We start from the raw sequence: 19,083 nt of genomic DNA on the forward strand, positions 1-19,083 counted from the left end.
CTTAACACCTTCTTAACGATAAAAGCCCATTTCACCAACTGTAAGACGGACATCGGCGGCCTCGCCGCCGACCAGAATCGAAAATTTGGTCAGATGCGTCAGTTTCAGCGGCGTTCGGGTCCGATAGGGTGAAAACGCCGAAAAAGGCAAATAAACCCTGTCCCAGTCTTCCCTGATTGTGGCGTTCTGGCGGTAGGATTGCCAGGGCAGCCAAAGCTGTGACGTTTTCAGCAACAAGGCCAGGGACTGCTCCTTGCTGGCACGCCAGTCAAGATAAATGCCTTCAAATTCCTGCGGTTGCAGGTTTTTGGTCAGAATCGTTTCCAAGGGAAATTGCAGCTGTACAAACCCCCCGTTGTTTTCCAAACTGACTTGCCCGCAAAGCTGCACCCCTTCACGGGTCTCATCCATCCGGGCATGGGATTTTCCGCCCATGACCTGGTCACTGACCACCTGCCACTGTGAAGACGGTGATTGAGTGTCATCGGCTGTATAGAGGACAATATGCGTCATCATTTTCTCCGTTTTTGATCTCGTGCGGGGACTGGTCCAGCTGTTTCATCCGTTTGGGCTAGAATAACACGGTCTGTGTTGTGCCTGAACAGAGCGAATGAGCCTACGGCGATTCTACGAAGAACAAACTGGCAAAGGACATCATTCATGGAACACAATCGCTTGACCGACCTCTCAGAATCGTTGTGCACCGGCCTGCGCACACCGACAGAGTTGATTTCGGAAGTGTGGACAAACATTGCGCGCTGTGAGGCCAGAAAACGGATTTTCACGGTCGAAATGGAGGCCGATTCGCGCAAAAAAGCGGAAGCCTCTTTTTTCAGATACCGCTCAGGAAAACCGTTATCGCCACTGGACGGCCTCCCCATCGCGATCAAAGACAACATGGACGTCCGCGGCTACCCAACCTCAAACGGTTTGAAAACGGCCGCTGAACCGGCATCGCATTCCGCCGAGATTGTGCTCAAACTGGAACAACTGGGCATGATCGTTGTCGGTAAAACCAACCTGTCTGAAATCGCCTTTACCGGGTTGGGCGTGAACCCCCATTACGGCACTCCGCCCAATACCGTGGACGCGGCCAAAGTGCCGGGCGGCTCCACATCCGGCGGAGCCGCTGCCGTTGGACTGGGGCTTGTGCCCGTCGCGCTGGGCACAGACACGGGCGGATCGATCCGAACGCCAGCCGCATGGAACAACCTCTATGGCATCAAATACACCCAAAACGCTTTTTCGTCCAGAGGCGTGACCCCACTCAGTCCCTTCCTGGATGCCATCGGCTTTTTGGCCAGGCATTTGGACGACCTGGCGCTGGTTGACGCCGCCCTGCAAGCCAGCGATAAGACACGGGACGCCGAGCCATCCGATTCGCCCCTGACCATACTGATCCCCAGTCATTATTTTTTTGATGGCATGTCACCGGATTTCAAAGAGGATTTTGATCAACTGACAAAAGAAATGGCGCAACAGGGTGCCACAGTCATCCGGCAGAACCTGCCTGAGATCGATGCCATCGCCCGCGTTCTGGGTCAATATGGCAATCCGGTCGGTTACGAAGCCGCCGCCAACTTCCCCGCTCTGATCGATGACGAAAACGGTTTGTCCAGAGCGGTTTCGGACAGGCTGGCGTCAGGCCGGGCCATCCGCGATGCGTCCTACCAGCATGCGATCGAGGAAATCGATCGGATACGAACACGTTTTCTCGCCTATTTCGATGAGGTTTCCTGTGTGTTAACGCCCACGGTGCTTTCCGTTCCCCCTTCTCTCACCAGCGTGCAAACGGATCTGGCAACCTACCAGCAAGAAAACGCCCGATCTTTGCACAACACCCGGATGTTCAATCTGCTGAACCTGCCCACCCTGGCCATGCCGGTTCCAAACAAATCGCATTTTTCGCTGTCCATCAGCACCAGACCTTTTTCAGAGACCGCTCTGTTTTCACAGGCCAAAAAACTCGAAGCCTTGATTTCGCAATGCCCGATCACGCAAAAGCCGCCGAACGGCCCCACAAACGGCTAAAAATAGCTAAAAGCGGCCATCCAGAATGACACAGCCCGTGATCGCATCGATCGGCCCCTGAGAGGCGGGTAAAAATCGCTTTCATTGTCGCCAGCCGCAATGTTAGGGTTGAAAGTGCAAGTCGATCTGGTTCCGATAATGGAAAGACTTTGGTGTTCGATTGAGCGATGGTTGAGGCGTTGTCCATGCACAGCAAAGGCACACTCAGATGAATTGGGTTTCATCACACACTCTGATCCGCTTCAGCCCGCTGTTTGTGGTGCTGGCCGCGTTTTTCTGGGGACTGGCAGGCGGCATCGGCGGGATGCTGATGGCCATTGGCTGGGACCCGCTTCTGGTTTCGTTTTATCGCGGCACCATCGGGCTATTGTTTGTGGCCGTGTGGTTGGCGATCAGCTCGCGCGGCAGCGGGCTCAGCGATCACCGTTTGTGGTTCTGGTCGGTGATTGCCGGCCTGGGCGTTGCAGGCAACTTCAGCTTCTATTTTCTGAGCATTGCCGAGGGCAGTGTCGCGGTGGCGGCCACGCTGATGTATTGCGCCCCGGTGTTTGTGTATCTGGTGTCCTTCGCCCTTGGACTGGAAAGGCCGACGCTGATAAAGTGGCTCGCGATTGCTCTGGTCGTAGTGGGGATTCTGCTGCTGACAGGCCTATATAAAATCGGCGCCAGCGACGTGACACTGATCGGTGTCGGAGCCGGGCTGCTGGCCGGGCTGTCGTATGCGATATTCATTTTCGGCTTTAAGTATGCGGCCCCACACGGCAGTCCCCAGGCGGTGCTGGTGATCGCTTTCACCACCTTCGTCGCCATTCTGGTCTGGTTAATTCAGGTCGATCAGGCTGTGGCGGTACTGAGTTCGAGCCGCTGGCCTCTGTTTGTCACCATCGGCGTGTTGGGCGCGGGGGTGTCGTTCATTCTCTATGTCGTTGGTCTAAACCAGACCGCTCCGGCGGTGGCCTCGATTGTGGCCATGGTCGAGCCGGTCACGGCGTCGCTGTTAGGGGTGTGGGTTTTGGACGAGCGTTTGGCCGCCCTACAACTGGCGGGCATGGGATTGATTCTGGTCACGGTCACGGCATTGAGTCTTTATGCCAGTGCCCGCTTCCCCGTCCGTCAGGGCGCCACAGACTGAGCGACCAACGCCGAGGCCAGACCGATCAGGCCACCGAGTACGCCGCCCCAGACCACCAGCCAGCTCAGGTGTTCTCTGATCAATGTCTGAACAATGCTTTTGACGGTGTCCGGGGTCAGCTCGGACAGTCGGGCTTCGATGATGGCGGACACGTCCGCTTGCAGGGTGGCCACCACTTCCGGTCGATCCAGCTGTTGCTGCCATTGTTCGTGCAAAGTCTTTTGAAATTCAGGGGATTCGGTCACTTCCTGCAACGCCGTTTTGAGCTTGTCCAGAAACGGCTGTTTGAGACTCTGTAACGCTTTTTCACCGCCAAACATACTCAATGCCCCACCAAACTTTGAGGCCAGAACCACTTCGCTCAGCCGGTCATACGCCGGGGTCAGATCGGACTGATCGATCAGCGGGGTCAGATTCAGCGCCTGCGATTCCGTTTCATTGTGCAGAAAACGTTCGATGTTGTCCCGGGTAAAGAACTGGGTCATCATCAGGCGGTGCAATGCCTGAGTGACCTCGTCAAAACGTGCGGCGATTACCCCGGAACCTGCCAGGCCTGGTACTTTTTCAAACAGCATGTGTATGGCCAGTGCATTGGTCAGCGCGCCGGAGAGGGCAAAGCCACCGGCCCAGAAAGCCAATTGCAGATCAAACACCAGACCGGCCAGCAAAAGCGTGGCCGCCACAAAATACACCAGCAGGGTCGGGTTCATCGGCGCTTGCTTCCTTTCCTGGCCCCCGATTGTGAGCCGGGTTGGCTTTTCAGGCGTTTGCGCGTGGCATCACTTTGCGGCAAATTGGCTTTGTCCGGGCGTGGATCGGGTGGCAGAGACACGCTGGCCAACAGTTCATTAACCTGCTTCCAGGTCAGTTCACGCGTTTTGCCCTGACGCAAATCTCTGGGCAGGGGCATGTCGCCGTAGCGGGTACGGATCAGGCGATTGACTTGCAGTCCCACCGCTTCAAATAGACGGCGCACTTCCCGATTGCGCCCTTCTTTTAGCGACACCTTCAGCCATTGGTTGGCCACATCGCTTTCCTGTTGCGGCAAGCGCGAAATCTGGTCAAACGAGGCCCGGCCGTCTTCCAGTTCCACCCCTTTCTTCAGTTGGGCGATTTTGGCGTCATCCAGCTTGCCGTAAACCCGCACCGAATACACGCGGCTCAATTCCTCGGACGGATGCATCAGACGGCTGGCCAGTTCGCCGTTATTGGTAAACAACAACAGTCCGGAAGTGTTCAGATCTAACCGGCCCACACTGATCCAGCGGCTGTTGATGATGCGCGGCAAGGCGGCAAACACGGTCGGACGGTTCTGTTCATCGTCGCGGGTACAGACTTCGCCTTCGGGTTTGTTGTAAAGCAGCACCCGCGTCAATTGTGGGGCCAGACGTGTGGCCTTGATGCGCTGGCCGTCCACCTCAATGGCATCGTGCACACTGGCCCGATCGCCCAGCTTGGCCGGTTTGCCATTGACCGACACACGGCCCTGCTCAATCAGTTTTTCCACACCACGGCGGGAGCCGACGCCACCGCGTGCCAGGATTTTCTGCAGTTTTTCGCTCTCGGCAGCCATGGTGGCCTGAGAGGTCGCGCCAGAAGTCGCTTGAGATCGGTCTTTGTGGGACGATCGATGGTTTGACGGTTTTCTCATGTAATGTGTGTCCTTAAAATTGGGTCGGATCAGATCACGTTGATTGTACTGGGGCTAACTAGGGTCGTGTCCTAAGCCAGATCACAGCCAGGCAAACATCCATTGGCGCAGCCACAGAAACGGCCCGGTAATCAAAGGCCCGAGGATGCCCAGAAACAACAGGCCCAGCAGTATAAAAATGCCATAGGGTTCCAGCCGGTAATACTGCCAGACCCATCTGGGCGGCAGAAACGCGGCCAGCACCCGACTGCCATCCAGCGGCGGCAGCGGCAAAAGATTCAGAATCATCAGAACCAAATTGATGGTGACCCCGGCCACCCCGGCGTAAAGCAGAAACTGGACGCTGCCGGTGCCGCCGCTTTCAAAGGTCGCGCCCATCGACATGGCCACTTTGATCAATGCCAGCCAGCCCAGCGCCATCACCAGATTCGCCGCTGGTCCGGCAATCGCCACCCACGCCATATCACGTTGTGGCCGGCGGAAATTGCGCTGGGAAATCGGCACCGCTTTGGCCCAGCCAAACACAAATCCTCCCAATACCAGCAGCGCGATGGGAACCAGTATCGTGCCGATAGGATCAATGTGTTTGAATGGATTCAGGGTGACCCGTCCCAGCATCAGAGCGGTTTTGTCGCCCAGCTTTGCCGCCACCCAGCCATGGGCCGCCTCGTGGAGGGTAATCGCAAACAGGACGGGCAAGGCCCAGACGGCAATGGTTTGCATGGTGCTCAATTCAAACACGCGGACAGACTCCTGTTATTCAGCGTTCTTCGGTTCGGGCATTTCGTGTGCACGGGACTCACTCATTCGGATCGGTAAAGGGACCTTGCCCCTGCCGGATCAATTCGGGCACATCGTCGGTAAAATCAATGATGGTGGTCGGTTCGAAGCCGCAATGGCCGCCATCGACCACCACATCGAGTGCATGACCGAGCACCTCCTGTATCTCCCAGGGATCGGTCATGGGCAGGGTCTCGCCCGGCAGAATCAGAGACACGGTAATCAGCGGTTTTTCAAAGTTTTCCAGTATGGCCCGTGCCACCACATTGGGGGTCACACGCAGACCGATGAATTTCTTTTTGGGGCTTTGCAGTCGCCTTGGGACTTCCCGGCTGGCAGGCAGAATAAAGGTATAAGGCCCCGGCAGACTGGCTTTCAGGTAACGGAACTGGGTATTTCCGACCTTGGCATAGGACGAAAGATGGCTGAGATCGTGGCACATCAGCGCAAACGGGTGTTTGGGGTCAAGCTGGCGGATTTCACGAATGCGGTCGGTGCCTTCCTTGTTGTCCAACAGACAGCCCAGTGCATAGCCTGATTCGGTCGGATAAGCCATAATGCCGTCCTGTTCCAGTATCCTGACAACCTGATCAAGCAATCTAGGTTGCGGGGTTTCCGGGTGGATGGCGATGTATTCACATGCGCTTTTGGCCATTGGGTTCTTATCCTTTTAACGTTTGTGTCTAGGTCATTGTGGCATTTTTACCAGGCTTGGTAGAAAACAGGCTGCTAGCATTATACGTTAGTTGTGGGCGTGGCGCAGTCAGCCTGCCACTGACCGGAATGCGCCTGCAGCCATTCCCAAATCGGGCGGCAGGTACCCGGCAACGGATGAAGCCAGCCCAGATTGCGCCAGTGCTGTTCCGGTCGATGAAAATCCGATCCCATGGAGGCATAGAGTCCGAACTTTCTGGCGCGTTGGGCCATGCCGAATTGCTCACTGCAAACACGGGGCTGGTTGACCACTTCCAGCCCTTCGCCTCCTGCTTCCACAAATTCCGTCAACATCTGATTGAGTTTGTTGGAGGTCAGTTTGTACAAGTGCGGGTGCGCTACCACCGCAATGCCGCCCGCCGTGGTGATCCAGCGTGTGATCTCGGCCAGTGACGGCCATGCCACGTCCACAAACATCGGTTTGCCTTTTTTCAGAAAACGGTCAAAGGCCTGTTTCTGGGTACTGACATGGCCTTTTTTGACCAGCATCTGAGCAAAATGGTTGCGCCCGATCATGCCCTGACCCACTTCGGGCAGGATATCCGGCAGCAGTGACCAATCTTTTTTATGACGAAAGCGGTCTTCGATCGCCAGCGCCCGTTTCCAGCGCAACACCCGGTTATACTGCAGCCCCTGTTGCAGAGTCGCATTGCTCACGTCCACGCCCAGCCCGACCACATGAATGGTGTGACCGCGCCACTGACAGGAAATTTCGGTGCCGGTTACCAGACAGAGATTCTTTTCGTCGGCATAAACACGGGCCTGATCATAGCCTGCGGTGGTGTCATGATCGGTGATCGCCAGATGGGTCACCGACTGCGCCAGAGCGCGGTCAATCAGTTCGGTCGGTGTTAAACTGCCATCGGAGGCAGAGGTGTGGCAATGAAAATCGGGCTTCACGTTGCTCCTGGTATTGAGAATGATCGTCTTTGCGGCCCTTTCTTTCGTGCTCAAAGGCCGCTAAAATGCTGCAACGAGTCCTGTCATCAGACTCTGTATATTGATAGTTTACCAGACGCCGTGCGGATGGGTTAAGCAAGCCCACCCTGTTTTCTGACGCTCTAAAGGTCACCCATGAGGTGTATGAGGTTGTATGAAGCTTTTATTTGATTTGTTCCCCGTGATTTTGTTTTTTATTGCCTTCAAAATGTATGGCATTTACATCGCCACGGCGGTGGCCATTGTCGCTTCCATTGCGCAGGTGGCATTCGTGTATGCCAAAAATCGCAAAGTGGAAAAAATGCACCTGATCACTTTGGCGTTGATTGTGATTCTGGGGGGCGCCACTCTGATCTTCCAGGACGAAGACTTCATCAAATGGAAGCCCACTGTGGTCAACTGGGGCTTTGCGCTGGTGTTTGTGGCCAGTCACTTTATCGGCAAAAAACCGATCATTGAACGCATGATGGATCAGGCGATCACCCTGCCCAAGCAGGCCTGGTTAAGATTGAGCCAGATGTGGGTGGCGTTTTTCGTTTTTTCCGGGGTGGCCAATATTTACGTCGCTTACCAGTACAGCACCGACACCTGGGTCAATTTCAAGCTGTTTGGTCTGATGGGACTGACCTTCGCCTTTATCGTGCTGCAGGGGCTTTATATCGCCCGTTATGTCAAACAGGATGAGCGTGAAGAGGCCGAATCCGACGTGCTGGACCGTTCCATGGAAACCCTGGGCGACGCTGAGTTTGATTCGGGGGCCGTGCACCAGAAAAACAGCGATTCCGGCACCAGTGCCGATACCAAGCGTTAACACAAACGTTAAAACGGAGACGCGGATATGTACTATGCCATTTATGCCGAAGACGTTGAAAACAGCCTGCCACTCAGAGCCCAGGCCCGTGAAGGCCATATTGCCCGGCTCAAGGAAATGGAAGCCGCCGGTCGCCTGATGCTGGCCGGGCCTTTTCCGGCAGTGGATTCCGAGGCACCGGGCGACGCCGGATTCACCGGCAGCCTGATTGTGGCGCAGTTTGATTCGCTGGAGGCCGCCAGAGAATGGGCCGAAGCCGATCCCTACAATGCCGCCGGGGTCTATCAAACGGTCACTGTCAAACCGTTCAAACCGGTGCTGCCGGCTTCCATGGCTCAATAATGACGGAGACTGTCATGCCCAATGTTGCTTACCTGATTCCCAAACGCCAGCTCAAAAGCCAGCGTCCCGATGTCACCGCGGACGATCCGGTTGAGTTGATTGACATCGAACTAGTGGAAGTGCCCCTTCTGGGCTGGACTTCGGCCGGTGACCCAATTCAGATGGAAATGGATTACGACACCGTTTCCGTGCCTCAGTCCATGGTGCGCAAGGAAACCTTTGCCCTGCGGGTCAAGGGCGATTCCATGATTGAAGAGAGCATTCACGATGGCGACATTGTGATCATCGAACGCCGTGCCAGTGCAGAGAACGGGGAATCGGTGGTGGTGCGGATCAATCAGGAAGAAGTTACCATGAAAAAATTCTACATCGAAAAACAAGGCATTCGTCTGCAACCGGCCAATGCGGCGCTGGAACCGATATACATCACCAATGACCAGATTGAGATTCTGGGCATTGTCACCGGCATTTTGCGCCAGCCGGACTGAGCATGACCACCCTTTTGATTACCGGTGGCACCCTCGACAAGGACTACCAGCCGTTGAGCGGCGAACTGGAATTTGAGCAGACCCATCTGTCTGCGATGCTGAAACAAAACCGCGTTCAGCCTTTTCCCACCATGAAAACGCTCATGCTCAAAGACAGTCTGGCCATGACTCAAGCTGACCGCCAAACCATTCTGGACGCCTGTCTCAATCAGGCTAGTCAACGGATTGTCATCACCCACGGCACCGATACCATGGTGGAAACCGCCCGGTTTCTGCTGGCGGCCTCCGACCCCGATTTGCCCGCCAAAACGATTGTTCTGACCGGGGCCATGCGTCCCTGGGCGCTGGGTCGTTCGGACGCCGATTTCAATCTGGGCGCCGCCCTGATGGCGGCGCAATGCCTGACGCCCGGGGTGTATGTCTGCATGAACGGTCAGGTGTTTCCCGCTGACCGGGTCGAAAAAAACCGGGCCAGCGGTCGGTTCGAACGGTTGTCTTCGCCCCACTCCTCTCATTCATGAAACTGGCTTTGTCCTATCTGGGCGTGGTCTTTATCTGGGCCACCACCCCGCTGGCGATTCAGTGGAGCGGTCAGGACGACTGGTTTCTGGGTGTGGCCGGACGCATTCTGATCAGCGCGCTGCTGATCATTCCCATTCTGTTCTGGGTCACCCGTCGTCCGGTGACGCTTCAGGCTTCGGCGCTGAAAGTGTATGCCGCTGCCGCACTGGGCATGTTGGGCGGGATGACGCCCATGTATTACGCCGCCCAGACCATGCCCTCCGGCTGGATTTCCCTGATTTTTGGCCTGACCCCGATGTTGATCGGGCTGTTTGCGGCCTACCTGCTCAACGACAACGCCATGACCCTGAAAAAATGGACCGGAATTGTGGTCAGTTTCAGCGGTCTGGCACTGGTGCTCGCGCCCCAGTGGACCATGCAATTTCACCCGCATTTGGGCATCGGCGTCGCATTGGCACTGCTGGCCGCCGCCAGCCATTCTATGAGCACGGTGCTGGTCAAGCGTTTCAACCGTTCTTTGCAGTTGCCCAACACCCACATTGTGGCTGCCGCAGTCTGGTTGACCAGTCTGGTGTATCTGCTGATCGCGCCGGACTTTGTGACCCAGTTGCCGCAGCTTTCGCCTCAATCTCTGGGGGCCATCGTTTATCTGGGCGTTCTCGGCTCTCTGCTTGGGTTTATTTTGTACTATTACGTGCTGCACCATCTGGATGCGGTACGCATCGGTCTGATCCCGCTGATCACACCGGTGATGGCGCTGTTGCTGGGCTATTTTCTCAACAACGAACCCCTCACGCCGACCATCGCCGCCGGTGCGGCTCTGGTGGTGTTTGGGCTGCTGGTTTTTGAATTCGGACAGCATTTGTCGCCCAGAACGTTGCGACTGCTGGCATCACGTTGGTTTTGAAGTATTCGGTTACAAAAGGATAATAAGTATGCGATACACGTTTTTGAAATGGATGGCTCTGTTTGAAGGCACGTCATTGTTGCTGTTGCTGGGCGTGGCGATGCCGCTGAAATACGTCTGGGGGCATGCGGAAGTGGTCAGTGTGGTCGGCATGGCGCACGGGTTGCTGTTTATCGCGTTCAACCTGGTGCTGCTGTATTACGCGGTGCGCAGCCCCATGACCGAAATGCAGGCGTTCAAAGGCTTTATCGCGTCCCTGATCCCAACGGGCACCTTTGTGTACAAGGCCACGGTGTTGAAACGGCTGAGCGAACAAGCAGCCAACAAACCAAGCGCCCGGTAAATGGGCTTTTTCACCAGGCCTGGTTAAAATCAGGGTTCGGTTCAGACGAATTCGAGTTCTTTCAGATATTGGAAGATCTGGCGACTGGCCTTGGGCGGCTTTTCGGCACTGGCTTCGCGCTGCGCATTGCGAATCAGCTGACGCAAATGCGAACGGTCCAGTTGCGGTGCCTGCTCAATCAGCTCCGACAGAGCCGCATCGCCTTCTGCTACCAAACGGTCGCGCCAGAGTTCCAGTTTGTGCAGTTGCGCATTCTGGCGCTTGGCCGACTGCTCCATTTCCATGAAACGTTGCTTGATCGCTGGCAGCAAATCCTCGTTCTGGCGTAGTAACTTGCCCACAAACTGACGCTGGCGTTTGATCGCCGGGCCTTTTTTGAGCTTTTTCAGTTCCAGCACCGCATTGTGCACCTCGTCGGGCAGGTGAAACCGCTTGAGTCTGTCCGGGCTCAGTTCGGCCAGCTGGAGACCCAGATCGGTCACGGCCTGCGCCGCTTTTTTGATGTCGGTGCGGCTTTCAAACGCTTCCTGTTCCCAGTCGGGCGTGGTTTTTTCAATGGTTTGTCGATTAACGTTTCGGGCGCGTACCATAAAATGATGTCCTCAAGATTTGATGCCGGCTTTGTCCAGGGCTTCCAGCAGTGCGGCTTCGTCCAGTACCGTGATCCCCAGAGATTCGGCTTTGGTCAGTTTGCTGCCAGCGTTTTCCCCGGCAATCAGAAAATCGGTTTTGCTCGAAACACTCCCAGTGACTTTGGCGCCCAGTTGACGTAAGGCGTCTTTGGCCTCGTCCCGGGTCATTTGGCTCAAGGTGCCGGTGACCACCACCGTCGCCTCATTGAACGGCGACTCCACTGTTTTGGTTTCGGCGGCAGCCGGTTCAGGCCGGGGCCAGGTCACTCCGGCTTCGACCAGGCCCTGAATCACCGCCTGGTTGTGTGCTTCATTCAAAAACTGGTGGACTTTTTCTGCCACGACTTCGCCAATGTCCGACAAGGTCACCAGCTCTTCGACCTCCGCTTCCTGCAGCGCTTCAAGCGTCCGGTAATGACTGGCGAGGGTGTTGGCCGTGACTTCGCCCACTTCGGAAATGCCAAGGCTGTAGACAAAACGGGCAAAGGTGGTGTGTCGGGCTTTTTCAATCGCCTTGATCACCTTGTCGGCCGATTTTTTGCCCATTCGCGGCAGTGATTGAAGTTGTCCCGCCTGCAAGTGGAACAGATCGTCGGGTCGCTTCACCCAGCCCTGATCCACCAGTTGATCAATCAGTTTATCACCCAAACCGTCGATATCCAGTGCTTTGCGCGAAACAAAATGGTGCAGGGCGCGTTTGCGCTGTGCGGGGCAGACCAGACCGCCTGTGCAGCGATACGCTGCCTTGTCGGGTTCCCGTACCACTTCGGAACCGCATTCGGGGCAGGTATCGGGCATTTCAAACACTTGAGTCTGTTCCGGGCGCTGCGACAGCACCGGGCCCAGAATTTCGGGGATTACGTCCCCGGCGCGGCGCACCACCACCGTGTCCCCCACGCGCACATCCTTGCGGTGAATTTCATCCAGATTGTGCAAAGTGGCGTTGGACACCACCACCCCGCCCACCTGAACCGGCTCCAGACGTCCCACCGGGGTCAGGGTGCCGGTGCGCCCCACCTGAATGTCAATCGCGGTGAGGGTGGTCCAGACTTCCTGTGCCGGAAACTTGCGGGCAATGGCCCATCTGGGCGCCCGCGCGGTAAATCCCAGGGTTTGCTGCTGCGACAGGTCATCGACCTTGTAGACAATGCCGTCGATTTCGTAATCCAGACGGTCACGTTTGGCGCTCAGGCGTTCGAAATATTCCTGCATCCCACTGAAACCGGTCACGGTTTCGGAACAGGGGTTCAGCGGCAGCCCCCAATCCTGCAACTGCTGCATTCTGGCCGAATAGGTCTCCGGCCAGGGAAAATCGGGATCAAGCTCGCCCCAACCATAGGCAAAAAAGGCCAGCTCACGTTGTGCTGCAATCCGGGGGTCCAGTTGGCGCAAGGTCCCGGCAGCGGCGTTTCTGGGGTTGGCAAACGGTTTTTTGTCGGCGTTTTTCTGGGCCTGGTTCAGGGCATCAAACGCCGCGCGGGGCATAAACACTTCGCCCCGCACTTCCAGCACCTTCGGCGGTTGCTCGGCGAACAATTTCAACGGAATCGCCCGAATGGGACGCACATTCTGAGTGACGTCCTCACCCACTTCGCCATCGCCGCGCGTGGTGGCCTGAACCATCTGACCTGACTCATAGCGCAGATTGATCGCCAGTCCGTCCATTTTGGGTTCGGCCGCAAACGCCATGGACTCCGTGTCCAGATCCAGACGTTCGCCGATGCGTTGCACAAACCGAGCCAGTTCGTCGTCGTCGAAGGCATTGGCCAGCGACACCATGGGCACGCGATGGCGCACGGTCTCAAATGCCTCGAGCGGGGCATCGCCAACGCGCTGGGTCGGGGATTCGGGTAGTATCCAGTCGGGGTGGTCGGCTTCGATTTTCTGGAGTTCGGCGTACGCGGCGTCGTATTGCGCGTCACTGATCTGGGGGTCGTCAAGAACGTAATACTGATGGCTGTGGTGGTTGAGCGCGTCCACCCGTCTGCGGTAATCCTGAAAATCGGTCATGATGGCATTCAGACGGCGGTCGACTCATAGGCAACGGCGGCGTCACGCATGGCCTGAAGGTCGGATTCCTTGATCAGATGGCGGTGTTGGTCATACAGACGGCCATTGAGTCTTTGCGAGATTTTCCGGGCCATCATGATCATGTCGTGCATCACCGCGGGCGCTTTGACCGTGGTCGGCAGTTCCACAATCAACACGATCCCGGCTGTGGTGTGGGCGTCGTTGGTCGGCTCGTCAATCGGAAAGGTGCCAGGCTCCAGCAGACTGGCCACACGAATGATTTCATTGCCCAGAGTGTCTTTTTTGACAAAAATGCCTTTTTCATTCGGCACCAGCCCCACGCCCTGAAGGGTCTGATTGACGCGTGGCCAAACAAAATCGTCGGTGCCCATCACGATCAGCGCAAACAGTTGTGGCGGAGGTTCGGCTTTGGTCTGTGCTTTTTCTTCGCCTTGGTGGCGTGGATTCTGTTCGCCCTGATGGCCGTTTTGGGGAATGCCGAAATCGGGTTCGGAATCGATGGCCGCGCCGGGACCGGTTTCTTCGTGCACCGAACGCAGTTCTTCGTCTTCGATCACCAGATGTTTGGGTTTGCGCGGGGCCTTTTCCGCGTCGGCGGTTTTTCCGGCTGCTGTCTGCTTTGGCACCGGGCCCAATCCATCCAACGCCAATTGAGAATCGGGAATGTCTTCCGGGTGCAACGCGTCCGGGTCGTCATCCCATTGAGACAAGCGTTCCTGAGTCCGTTCCGACACCGGTATGTGTGCGTCCCCCAATTCGTTCAGAGCACTGGAGGCGGTTTTTTTCGCGGTTTCTTCCGGGCCCAGCGTCTTGCCAAACAGGTTTTTTTTCTTGACCGCGTTAAGCAACAGCAACCCGATGATGACCAGAGCCGCAAACCCCAGTAATATCCATTGCAATTCGTTCATCCGGTATTCCTTTGATTGGGATGGCACAAGCGAGCAAGGCCGATCTGACAGGCATTGGCGCTTATTATTAGATAGGAGGATTTTACTTTAAATGCGCAGCAAAAAAAAGCACTCCGGCTGGCCGCGAGCCGCAATCAGACGCTAAAATGGCAGGCAGACTGATAAAAAATGGAGAAAATCCGTGCGCGAAGCCAGCCAAAAGCCCGTTCAAGCCGACGCACCCAGCATTCTGGGGGTGGATTTGGGAACGTCCGGTGTGCGTCTCTGTCTTTACGATCGCCATGAGCGGACGGCCCTGGCTTTGGTCGAATCCGGTTTCGATCCGGACATCGGTGATCCGAACCGGCCCGAAGTCTGGTCGGACGCCCTGTCGCGGACCTTGACCCAGCTTCAACACTCCCATCCGCTTTGGTTGGGTCGGGTCGATGCGGTGATCGCCGACGCCACCTCCTCCAGCGTGTGTCTCAGTCAGCCAAATGCGGGGCCAGTCACGGATTTTCTGATGTACAACGACAAGCGTGCGCGCATTCAGGCCGAACGCTACGCCCTTACCGTTCCCAAAGACACCGCCGCACACGGAGCCACCAGCACTCTGGCCAAGTGCCTTTGGCTGATCGAACAGGCTCTGAGCAAACCGATTCTGGGCGAACGCTCGAACCCGCAATCCACCTTTGCGATCACCCATCAAATCGATTGGCTCAACCAGTGGCTGACCGGCCAGAACGACCTGCCGACCGACAGCAACAACGCCCTGAAGCTGGGAGTGGACCCGAAAACCAACCAATGGCCTGACTGGGTGCGGAACGAAATCCAGGCGTCCTTGCAGCGGTCCGATCTCAACGTGACTCTGAACCTGCCGCAGGTGGTCGCTCCCACTACCGCGCTGGCCCCCATTGCGCCAGCACTGGCCCAACGCTTTGGTTTGAAGCCGACAGCCACCGTCCACGCGGGCACCACCGACAGCATTGCCGGTTTTTTTTCCACAGGCGCCCGTCAGGCTGGCGAAGCGGTCTCGTCTCTGGGATCGACACTGGCACTGAAATTACTGAGCCAGACCCCGGTGTTTGCGCCGCAATACGGGGTTTACAGCCACAAAGTCGGTCCTTGGTGGCTGGCTGGGGGGGCGTCCAATACAGGCGGACAGGTGTTGCTGGGGCGCTATGGTCTGACTCAACTCCAACAATGGAGCAAATCGTCGCTGACAGCGACCGAAATGCAGCAGCACATCGGGGCGCTCGATTATTATCCATTGCTTGAGGTGGGGGAACGCTTTCCAATTCAGGACCCGGACAAACGCCCAAATTTTGAACCCCAGGCGCCGGATGCCTTCACCGAATTTCTGGCGGTTCTGGCCGGACTGGTCAAGATCGAAGCGCTGGGTTATCAGCAGCTGCAACAATTGGGGGCCACACCAGTGCACAGCATACACAGCGTGGGCGGTGGCCTGAAAAACCCTTTGTGGCAGCGCTTACGCCAGAGCCAGCTGCCTCTGACCACCACCCCGCCGCTGAGTGAACAGGCGGCCTACGGCGTGGCGCGTCTGCTGCATCTGGCCGAAAATCGCTTCGAAGATTAAGCCGTCACCAGCTGTCTGATCAAAGCCAGATCCACGTACGTCTGATCGCTTGCGACCGAAGCACGCTGGCCGCCCAGAACCGTGTAAGGCTGTCCCGGTTCGCCCAGGTCGGTCAAAGTGAGCAGGGCCTTGGAAAAGTCGTCATCGCGAGTGTAGTCATTGACCGTGACCAGAGTGGGCACACCCGCACTCAGCGATGAGCGGATGCCGTTGTCCGAATCTTCCAGTGCCAGACACTGTTCCGGTGCAAGGTCCATGTTTTCCAGCGTCCAGTGATAAATGTCCGGCGCCGGTTTTTTGGCGGGCACAATATCGCCGGCGGCGATCACTTCAAACCAGGTTTCCGAATCCGGGCCCAGCGTGTGGGTCAGCAAGGCCGTCACATTGGCCGGTGTGGTGGTGGTCACCACCGCCAGGCGCATTCCGGTCGCTCTGGCTTCGTGGATCAGACGTTCCACCCCCGGGCGCAGCGGAATTTTGCCCTCGCTGAGCAGCTGAGTGTAAAACCGGGTTTTGGCCGCATGCAGTCCTTTGACAAAACCGTCAAAATCACCAGGCCTGGTAAATTCGGTATTGAAACGTTCCAGATAATAACGAATCCGCTCCTTGCCGCCGGTCACAGCCAGCAACTGACCGTAAAGCGCTTCGTCCCAATGCCAGTCCAGCCCCGCTTCGTCAAACGCCAGGTTAAAAGCGACCCGGTGCCCGTCTTTTTCGGTATCGGCCAGCGTGCCGTCCACATCAAACAATAAAGCTTCCAGCGCCATTCTTTTCTCCTTTGAATCATCCGAGTCCTTTGCACGAGCTGGAGACACGGATAAAAATGGTTAAAATTTCCCATATTTTCGTTGAGAAACTTCCGAATAGCCAGCTATTCGCTGCGTTTCCCGCCTCAAACGAAGAACTCGACGCCCGAAGGGGTAAGTCGAGAATCTGGAAAATTTTCTCTCATTTTTCCCTCGCGTTCCACTCGTACAAATGACTCTCCATTTCTGTCGCGTATTAAAGCGGATTCCGGACAATTTACAAGAGCCATCGAACAAAAAGACACCACTTTTCCTGACAAATTGGCGGGGTTTTCAGCGAATATATGTTGTCACTGTCTGCAAAACTTGGTATAAAACGCAGTTAATTTCAAACAGAGCCTCAACGAGCAGGCGCGTCAAGCTAAGGAAATCATTATGGGTGATTCAAGCGATTTTATTGAAAATTATCCGGCCTATCAGCCAAAACCGGGCGAAGAGTACATGAGCCCGGAAATGCTGGCCCATTTTCGGGAAAAGCTGCTGGCCTGGCGTCGTCAACTGGTGCATGAAGCCACCACCACCGTCAGCCATCTGCGTTCCGACTCCTCCACTCCGGCCGATCCCAGTGACCGTGCTTCTCAGGAAGAGGAATTCGCTCTGGAACTGCGTACCCGTGACCGCGAACGCAAGCTGATTTCAAAAATCGACAAATCCCTCAAGGACATCGAAACCGGGGATTACGGTTACTGCAAAATCAGCGGCGACGAAATCGGCCTGGCCCGGATGGAAGCCCGTCCGACCGCGACCATGACCGTGGAAATGAAAACCAAACAGGAAATGCGCGAAAAGCAAGGCATTGCCTGAACTGCTAACCTTTTAATCTCTGGATGGGCGTGTGCCGGATCCATGTCCCTCGCTGGAACAAAAAGTTGATCGGTTGACCGATCCTTCCGTCTACCCGCATCCGGTCTCAATGGTCACCACCATTGAGACCCACATCTCCATCGTTTTTCTGACCGGCGACTATGCTTACAAGCTAAAAAAGCCGGTCGATTTCGGCTTTCTGGATTTCGCCACGCTGCCCCGACGCCAGCATTTCTGCGAGATGGAACTCACTCTGAACCGACGCACCGCGCCCCAGCTTTATCTGGACGTATGCCCGCTTTATGCCACAAAAGACGGCCTGAGCTTCAGCGCAGAGGCGGACAGCCCGGTTTGCGAATATCTAGTCAAGATGCGTCAGTTTGACCCCAACCAGGTCTTAAGCAAACAATTGTCGCCCCAACAGCCGTTAAGCGACGCCCAGACCCGCCAACTGGCGCAGACCATCGCCGAGCTGCACGACCAGGCCGAACCCTGCGAGGCGTCGGAGCCCTATGGGCATCCCGATGATCTGATCCATCCGATGCTCGACAATTTTCCCACCCTGCTTCAGGCACTGGACCACCCGGAAGACCAATACCGCTTGCGCCAGCTGGCTGAATGGACCCGTCACCGGCAGAGAACGCTTTGGGACGCCCTGATGCAACGCAAGCACGGTGGCTGGATTCGCGCCTGTCATGGCGATCTGCATCTGGACAACATTACGCTGTTTGACCAGACCCCCGTGTTGTTTGACGGCATCGAGTTCAATGAACAGTTCCGCTGGATCGACCCGATCAACGATCTGGCGTTTCTGATGACCGACCTGATTTTCCGTCGCCAATGGCCCATGAAAAACGCCCTGCTCAGTGACTATCTGCAACACACCGGGGATTACGCAGGCGCGGCACTGCTCCGGTTTTATCAGGCCTACCGGGCGCTGGTGCGTGCCAAAATCACCCTGCTTCGTCGTATGCAACTGCCCGACGATCAGATCGATCAGCGCGACCAGTTGACCCGCAAAGCACAAGACTACGTCCGTCAGGCCGAAAACGATGCCTATGACGTGTCCCCGCCGCAACTGATTCTGATGCAAGGGGTCAGTGGCAGCGGCAAGAGCACGCTTGCCAGAGAGGCGCTGTCGCATTTCGGCCCGGCACCCGCGGTGGTGATCAGTTCCGATGTCGAACGCAAACGCCTGTTCGGCATTGCCCCGCAAACCCGGGTCGGCGAGGAACAGAAAACCGAACTTTACGGCGCGGACATGAATCGCCGGACCTACGAGCGGCTTCACCGGCTGGCCGAACAGTTACTGGCCGGCGGCGTGAATGTGATCGTGGATGCGACCAATCTGAAAGCCGCTTACCGTCAGAGTTTTCAGCGTCTGGCCCAAAACCAGCAGGCCTGGTACAAAGTCTGTTGTCTGCAAACCGATGCGCCCGAGGATCTCAACCGGTTGCGCCAGCGATTGCAGGCACGCGCCCGCCACAATCAGGACCCATCCGATGCCGACGAAACGGTGATGCAACAGCAGCTGGCGCAGTTTGAACCGCCCGGTGCGGACGAAGCCGCATTGACCCTGCCGCTGGCGCAAGTCGACACCATCCGGCATTCACCGGCCTTTTCCGACTGGTTGCAGGCCGCCCCGACACACGCTTAAGTCTGACCG

21 protein-coding genes are annotated in these 19,083 nt (G+C 56.6%); 11 read left to right on the forward strand and 10 right to left on the reverse strand.

Annotated features, from left to right (window positions below; all coding sequences use genetic code 11):
- Positions 1–12: 12 nt before the first annotated feature.
- Positions 13–513, reverse strand: a complete 501-nt coding sequence (locus A377_RS0110575) for a CIA30 family protein (protein WP_157760834.1) — start codon at positions 511–513, stop codon at positions 13–15.
- A gap of 147 nt (positions 514–660) precedes the next feature.
- On the opposite strand from A377_RS0110575, the gene A377_RS0110580 reads away from it, so the two are divergent.
- Both A377_RS0110580 and A377_RS0110585 read left to right on the forward strand, forming a co-directional pair.
- On the forward strand, positions 661–2,031 hold the full coding sequence (locus A377_RS0110580) for an amidase (RefSeq protein ID WP_019896332.1): 1,371 nt from the start codon (positions 661–663) through the stop codon (positions 2,029–2,031).
- Positions 2,032–2,239: 208 nt separating this feature from the next.
- Complete coding sequence (locus A377_RS0110585; protein WP_019896333.1) at positions 2,240–3,163, forward strand: DMT family transporter; 924 nt, start codon at positions 2,240–2,242, stop codon at positions 3,161–3,163.
- Here A377_RS0110585 and A377_RS0110590 read toward each other — a convergent pair.
- From A377_RS0110590 to A377_RS0110610, 5 genes are all read right to left on the reverse strand, one after another.
- Positions 3,145–3,873, reverse strand: a complete 729-nt coding sequence (locus A377_RS0110590; RefSeq protein WP_019896334.1) for a DUF445 family protein — start codon at positions 3,871–3,873, stop codon at positions 3,145–3,147. The two genes, A377_RS0110585 and A377_RS0110590, sit on opposite strands and share 19 nt — an antisense overlap.
- Positions 3,870–4,736, reverse strand: a complete 867-nt coding sequence (rluB, locus tag A377_RS0110595; protein WP_019896335.1) for a 23S rRNA pseudouridine(2605) synthase RluB — start codon at positions 4,734–4,736, stop codon at positions 3,870–3,872. The genes A377_RS0110590 and rluB overlap by 4 nt, the downstream gene beginning before the upstream one ends.
- 159 nt (positions 4,737–4,895) lie before the next feature.
- Positions 4,896–5,555, reverse strand: a complete 660-nt coding sequence (locus A377_RS0110600; RefSeq protein WP_019896336.1) for a site-2 protease family protein — start codon at positions 5,553–5,555, stop codon at positions 4,896–4,898.
- Positions 5,556–5,613: 58 nt separating this feature from the next.
- Entirely contained in the window at positions 5,614–6,249 is a 636-nt protein-coding gene (locus A377_RS0110605; protein ID WP_019896337.1) for an L-threonylcarbamoyladenylate synthase, read from the reverse strand.
- Between the two features lie 80 nt (positions 6,250–6,329).
- On the reverse strand, positions 6,330–7,208 hold the full coding sequence (locus A377_RS0110610; RefSeq protein WP_019896338.1) for a PHP domain-containing protein: 879 nt from the start codon (positions 7,206–7,208) through the stop codon (positions 6,330–6,332).
- 193 nt (positions 7,209–7,401) lie between these two features.
- On the opposite strand from A377_RS0110610, the gene A377_RS0110615 reads away from it, so the two are divergent.
- Genes A377_RS0110615 through A377_RS0110640 form a run of 6 tightly spaced genes read left to right on the forward strand, consistent with a single transcriptional unit; the run spans position 7,402 to position 10,660 of the window.
- Positions 7,402–8,058 carry a septation protein A gene (locus A377_RS0110615; protein WP_019896339.1) on the forward strand — a complete coding sequence of 219 codons (657 nt, stop codon included), beginning with the start codon at positions 7,402–7,404 and terminating at the stop codon, positions 8,056–8,058.
- Between the two features lie 27 nt (positions 8,059–8,085).
- Positions 8,086–8,400, forward strand: a complete 315-nt coding sequence (locus A377_RS0110620; RefSeq protein ID WP_019896340.1) for a YciI family protein — start codon at positions 8,086–8,088, stop codon at positions 8,398–8,400.
- A gap of 14 nt (positions 8,401–8,414) precedes the next feature.
- Complete coding sequence (gene lexA / locus A377_RS0110625) at positions 8,415–8,888, forward strand: transcriptional repressor LexA (protein ID WP_028485476.1); 474 nt, start codon at positions 8,415–8,417, stop codon at positions 8,886–8,888.
- A gap of 2 nt (positions 8,889–8,890) precedes the next feature.
- Entirely contained in the window at positions 8,891–9,409 is a 519-nt protein-coding gene (locus A377_RS0110630) for an asparaginase domain-containing protein (RefSeq protein WP_019896342.1), read from the forward strand.
- Entirely contained in the window at positions 9,406–10,317 is a 912-nt protein-coding gene (locus A377_RS0110635) for a DMT family transporter (RefSeq protein WP_019896343.1), read from the forward strand. Before A377_RS0110630 ends, A377_RS0110635 begins: the two co-directional genes overlap by 4 nt.
- A 28-nt stretch (positions 10,318–10,345) precedes the next feature.
- Positions 10,346–10,660: a DUF3817 domain-containing protein gene (locus A377_RS0110640; RefSeq protein ID WP_019896344.1), complete on the forward strand. Its 315-nt coding sequence runs from the start codon at positions 10,346–10,348 to the stop codon at positions 10,658–10,660.
- Positions 10,661–10,701: 41 nt separating this feature from the next.
- Here the strand turns inward: A377_RS0110640 and yjgA are convergent, their stop codons facing one another.
- Genes yjgA through A377_RS0110655 form a run of 3 tightly spaced genes read right to left on the reverse strand, consistent with a single transcriptional unit; the run spans position 10,702 to position 14,231 of the window.
- Positions 10,702–11,250, reverse strand: a complete 549-nt coding sequence (yjgA, locus tag A377_RS0110645) for a ribosome biogenesis factor YjgA (RefSeq protein WP_019896345.1) — start codon at positions 11,248–11,250, stop codon at positions 10,702–10,704.
- Positions 11,251–11,262: 12 nt separating this feature from the next.
- Positions 11,263–13,302, reverse strand: a complete 2,040-nt coding sequence (gene ligA, locus A377_RS0110650) for an NAD-dependent DNA ligase LigA (RefSeq protein WP_019896346.1) — start codon at positions 13,300–13,302, stop codon at positions 11,263–11,265.
- 8 nt (positions 13,303–13,310) lie between these two features.
- Complete coding sequence (locus A377_RS0110655; RefSeq protein ID WP_019896347.1) at positions 13,311–14,231, reverse strand: cell division protein ZipA; 921 nt, start codon at positions 14,229–14,231, stop codon at positions 13,311–13,313.
- Between the two features lie 181 nt (positions 14,232–14,412).
- Between A377_RS0110655 and A377_RS0110660 the strand changes: the two genes are divergently transcribed.
- Complete coding sequence (locus tag A377_RS0110660; RefSeq protein WP_019896348.1) at positions 14,413–15,807, forward strand: FGGY-family carbohydrate kinase; 1,395 nt, start codon at positions 14,413–14,415, stop codon at positions 15,805–15,807.
- Here A377_RS0110660 and A377_RS0110665 read toward each other — a convergent pair.
- The gene (locus A377_RS0110665) at positions 15,804–16,574 is read right to left on the reverse strand and encodes an HAD family hydrolase (RefSeq protein WP_019896349.1); all 771 of its coding nucleotides are present in this window, start codon (positions 16,572–16,574) and stop codon (positions 15,804–15,806) included. The genes A377_RS0110660 and A377_RS0110665 overlap by 4 nt on opposite strands.
- Before the next feature lie 414 nt (positions 16,575–16,988).
- On the opposite strand from A377_RS0110665, the gene dksA reads away from it, so the two are divergent.
- Both dksA and A377_RS12470 read left to right on the forward strand, forming a co-directional pair.
- Positions 16,989–17,417 carry an RNA polymerase-binding protein DksA gene (gene dksA, locus A377_RS0110675; protein ID WP_019896351.1) on the forward strand — a complete coding sequence of 143 codons (429 nt, stop codon included), beginning with the start codon at positions 16,989–16,991 and terminating at the stop codon, positions 17,415–17,417.
- Positions 17,418–17,448: 31 nt separating this feature from the next.
- A complete protein-coding gene (locus A377_RS12470; RefSeq protein ID WP_245546820.1) occupies positions 17,449–19,074 on the forward strand; it encodes a bifunctional aminoglycoside phosphotransferase/ATP-binding protein in 1,626 nt (541 codons plus the stop codon).
- The last annotated feature ends 9 nt before the right edge of the window (positions 19,075–19,083 follow it).

Origin of the sequence: Hydrogenovibrio halophilus DSM 15072 (assembly GCF_000384235.1) — a bacterium.
Taxonomy (GTDB): domain Bacteria; phylum Pseudomonadota; class Gammaproteobacteria; order Thiomicrospirales; family Thiomicrospiraceae; genus Hydrogenovibrio; species Hydrogenovibrio halophilus.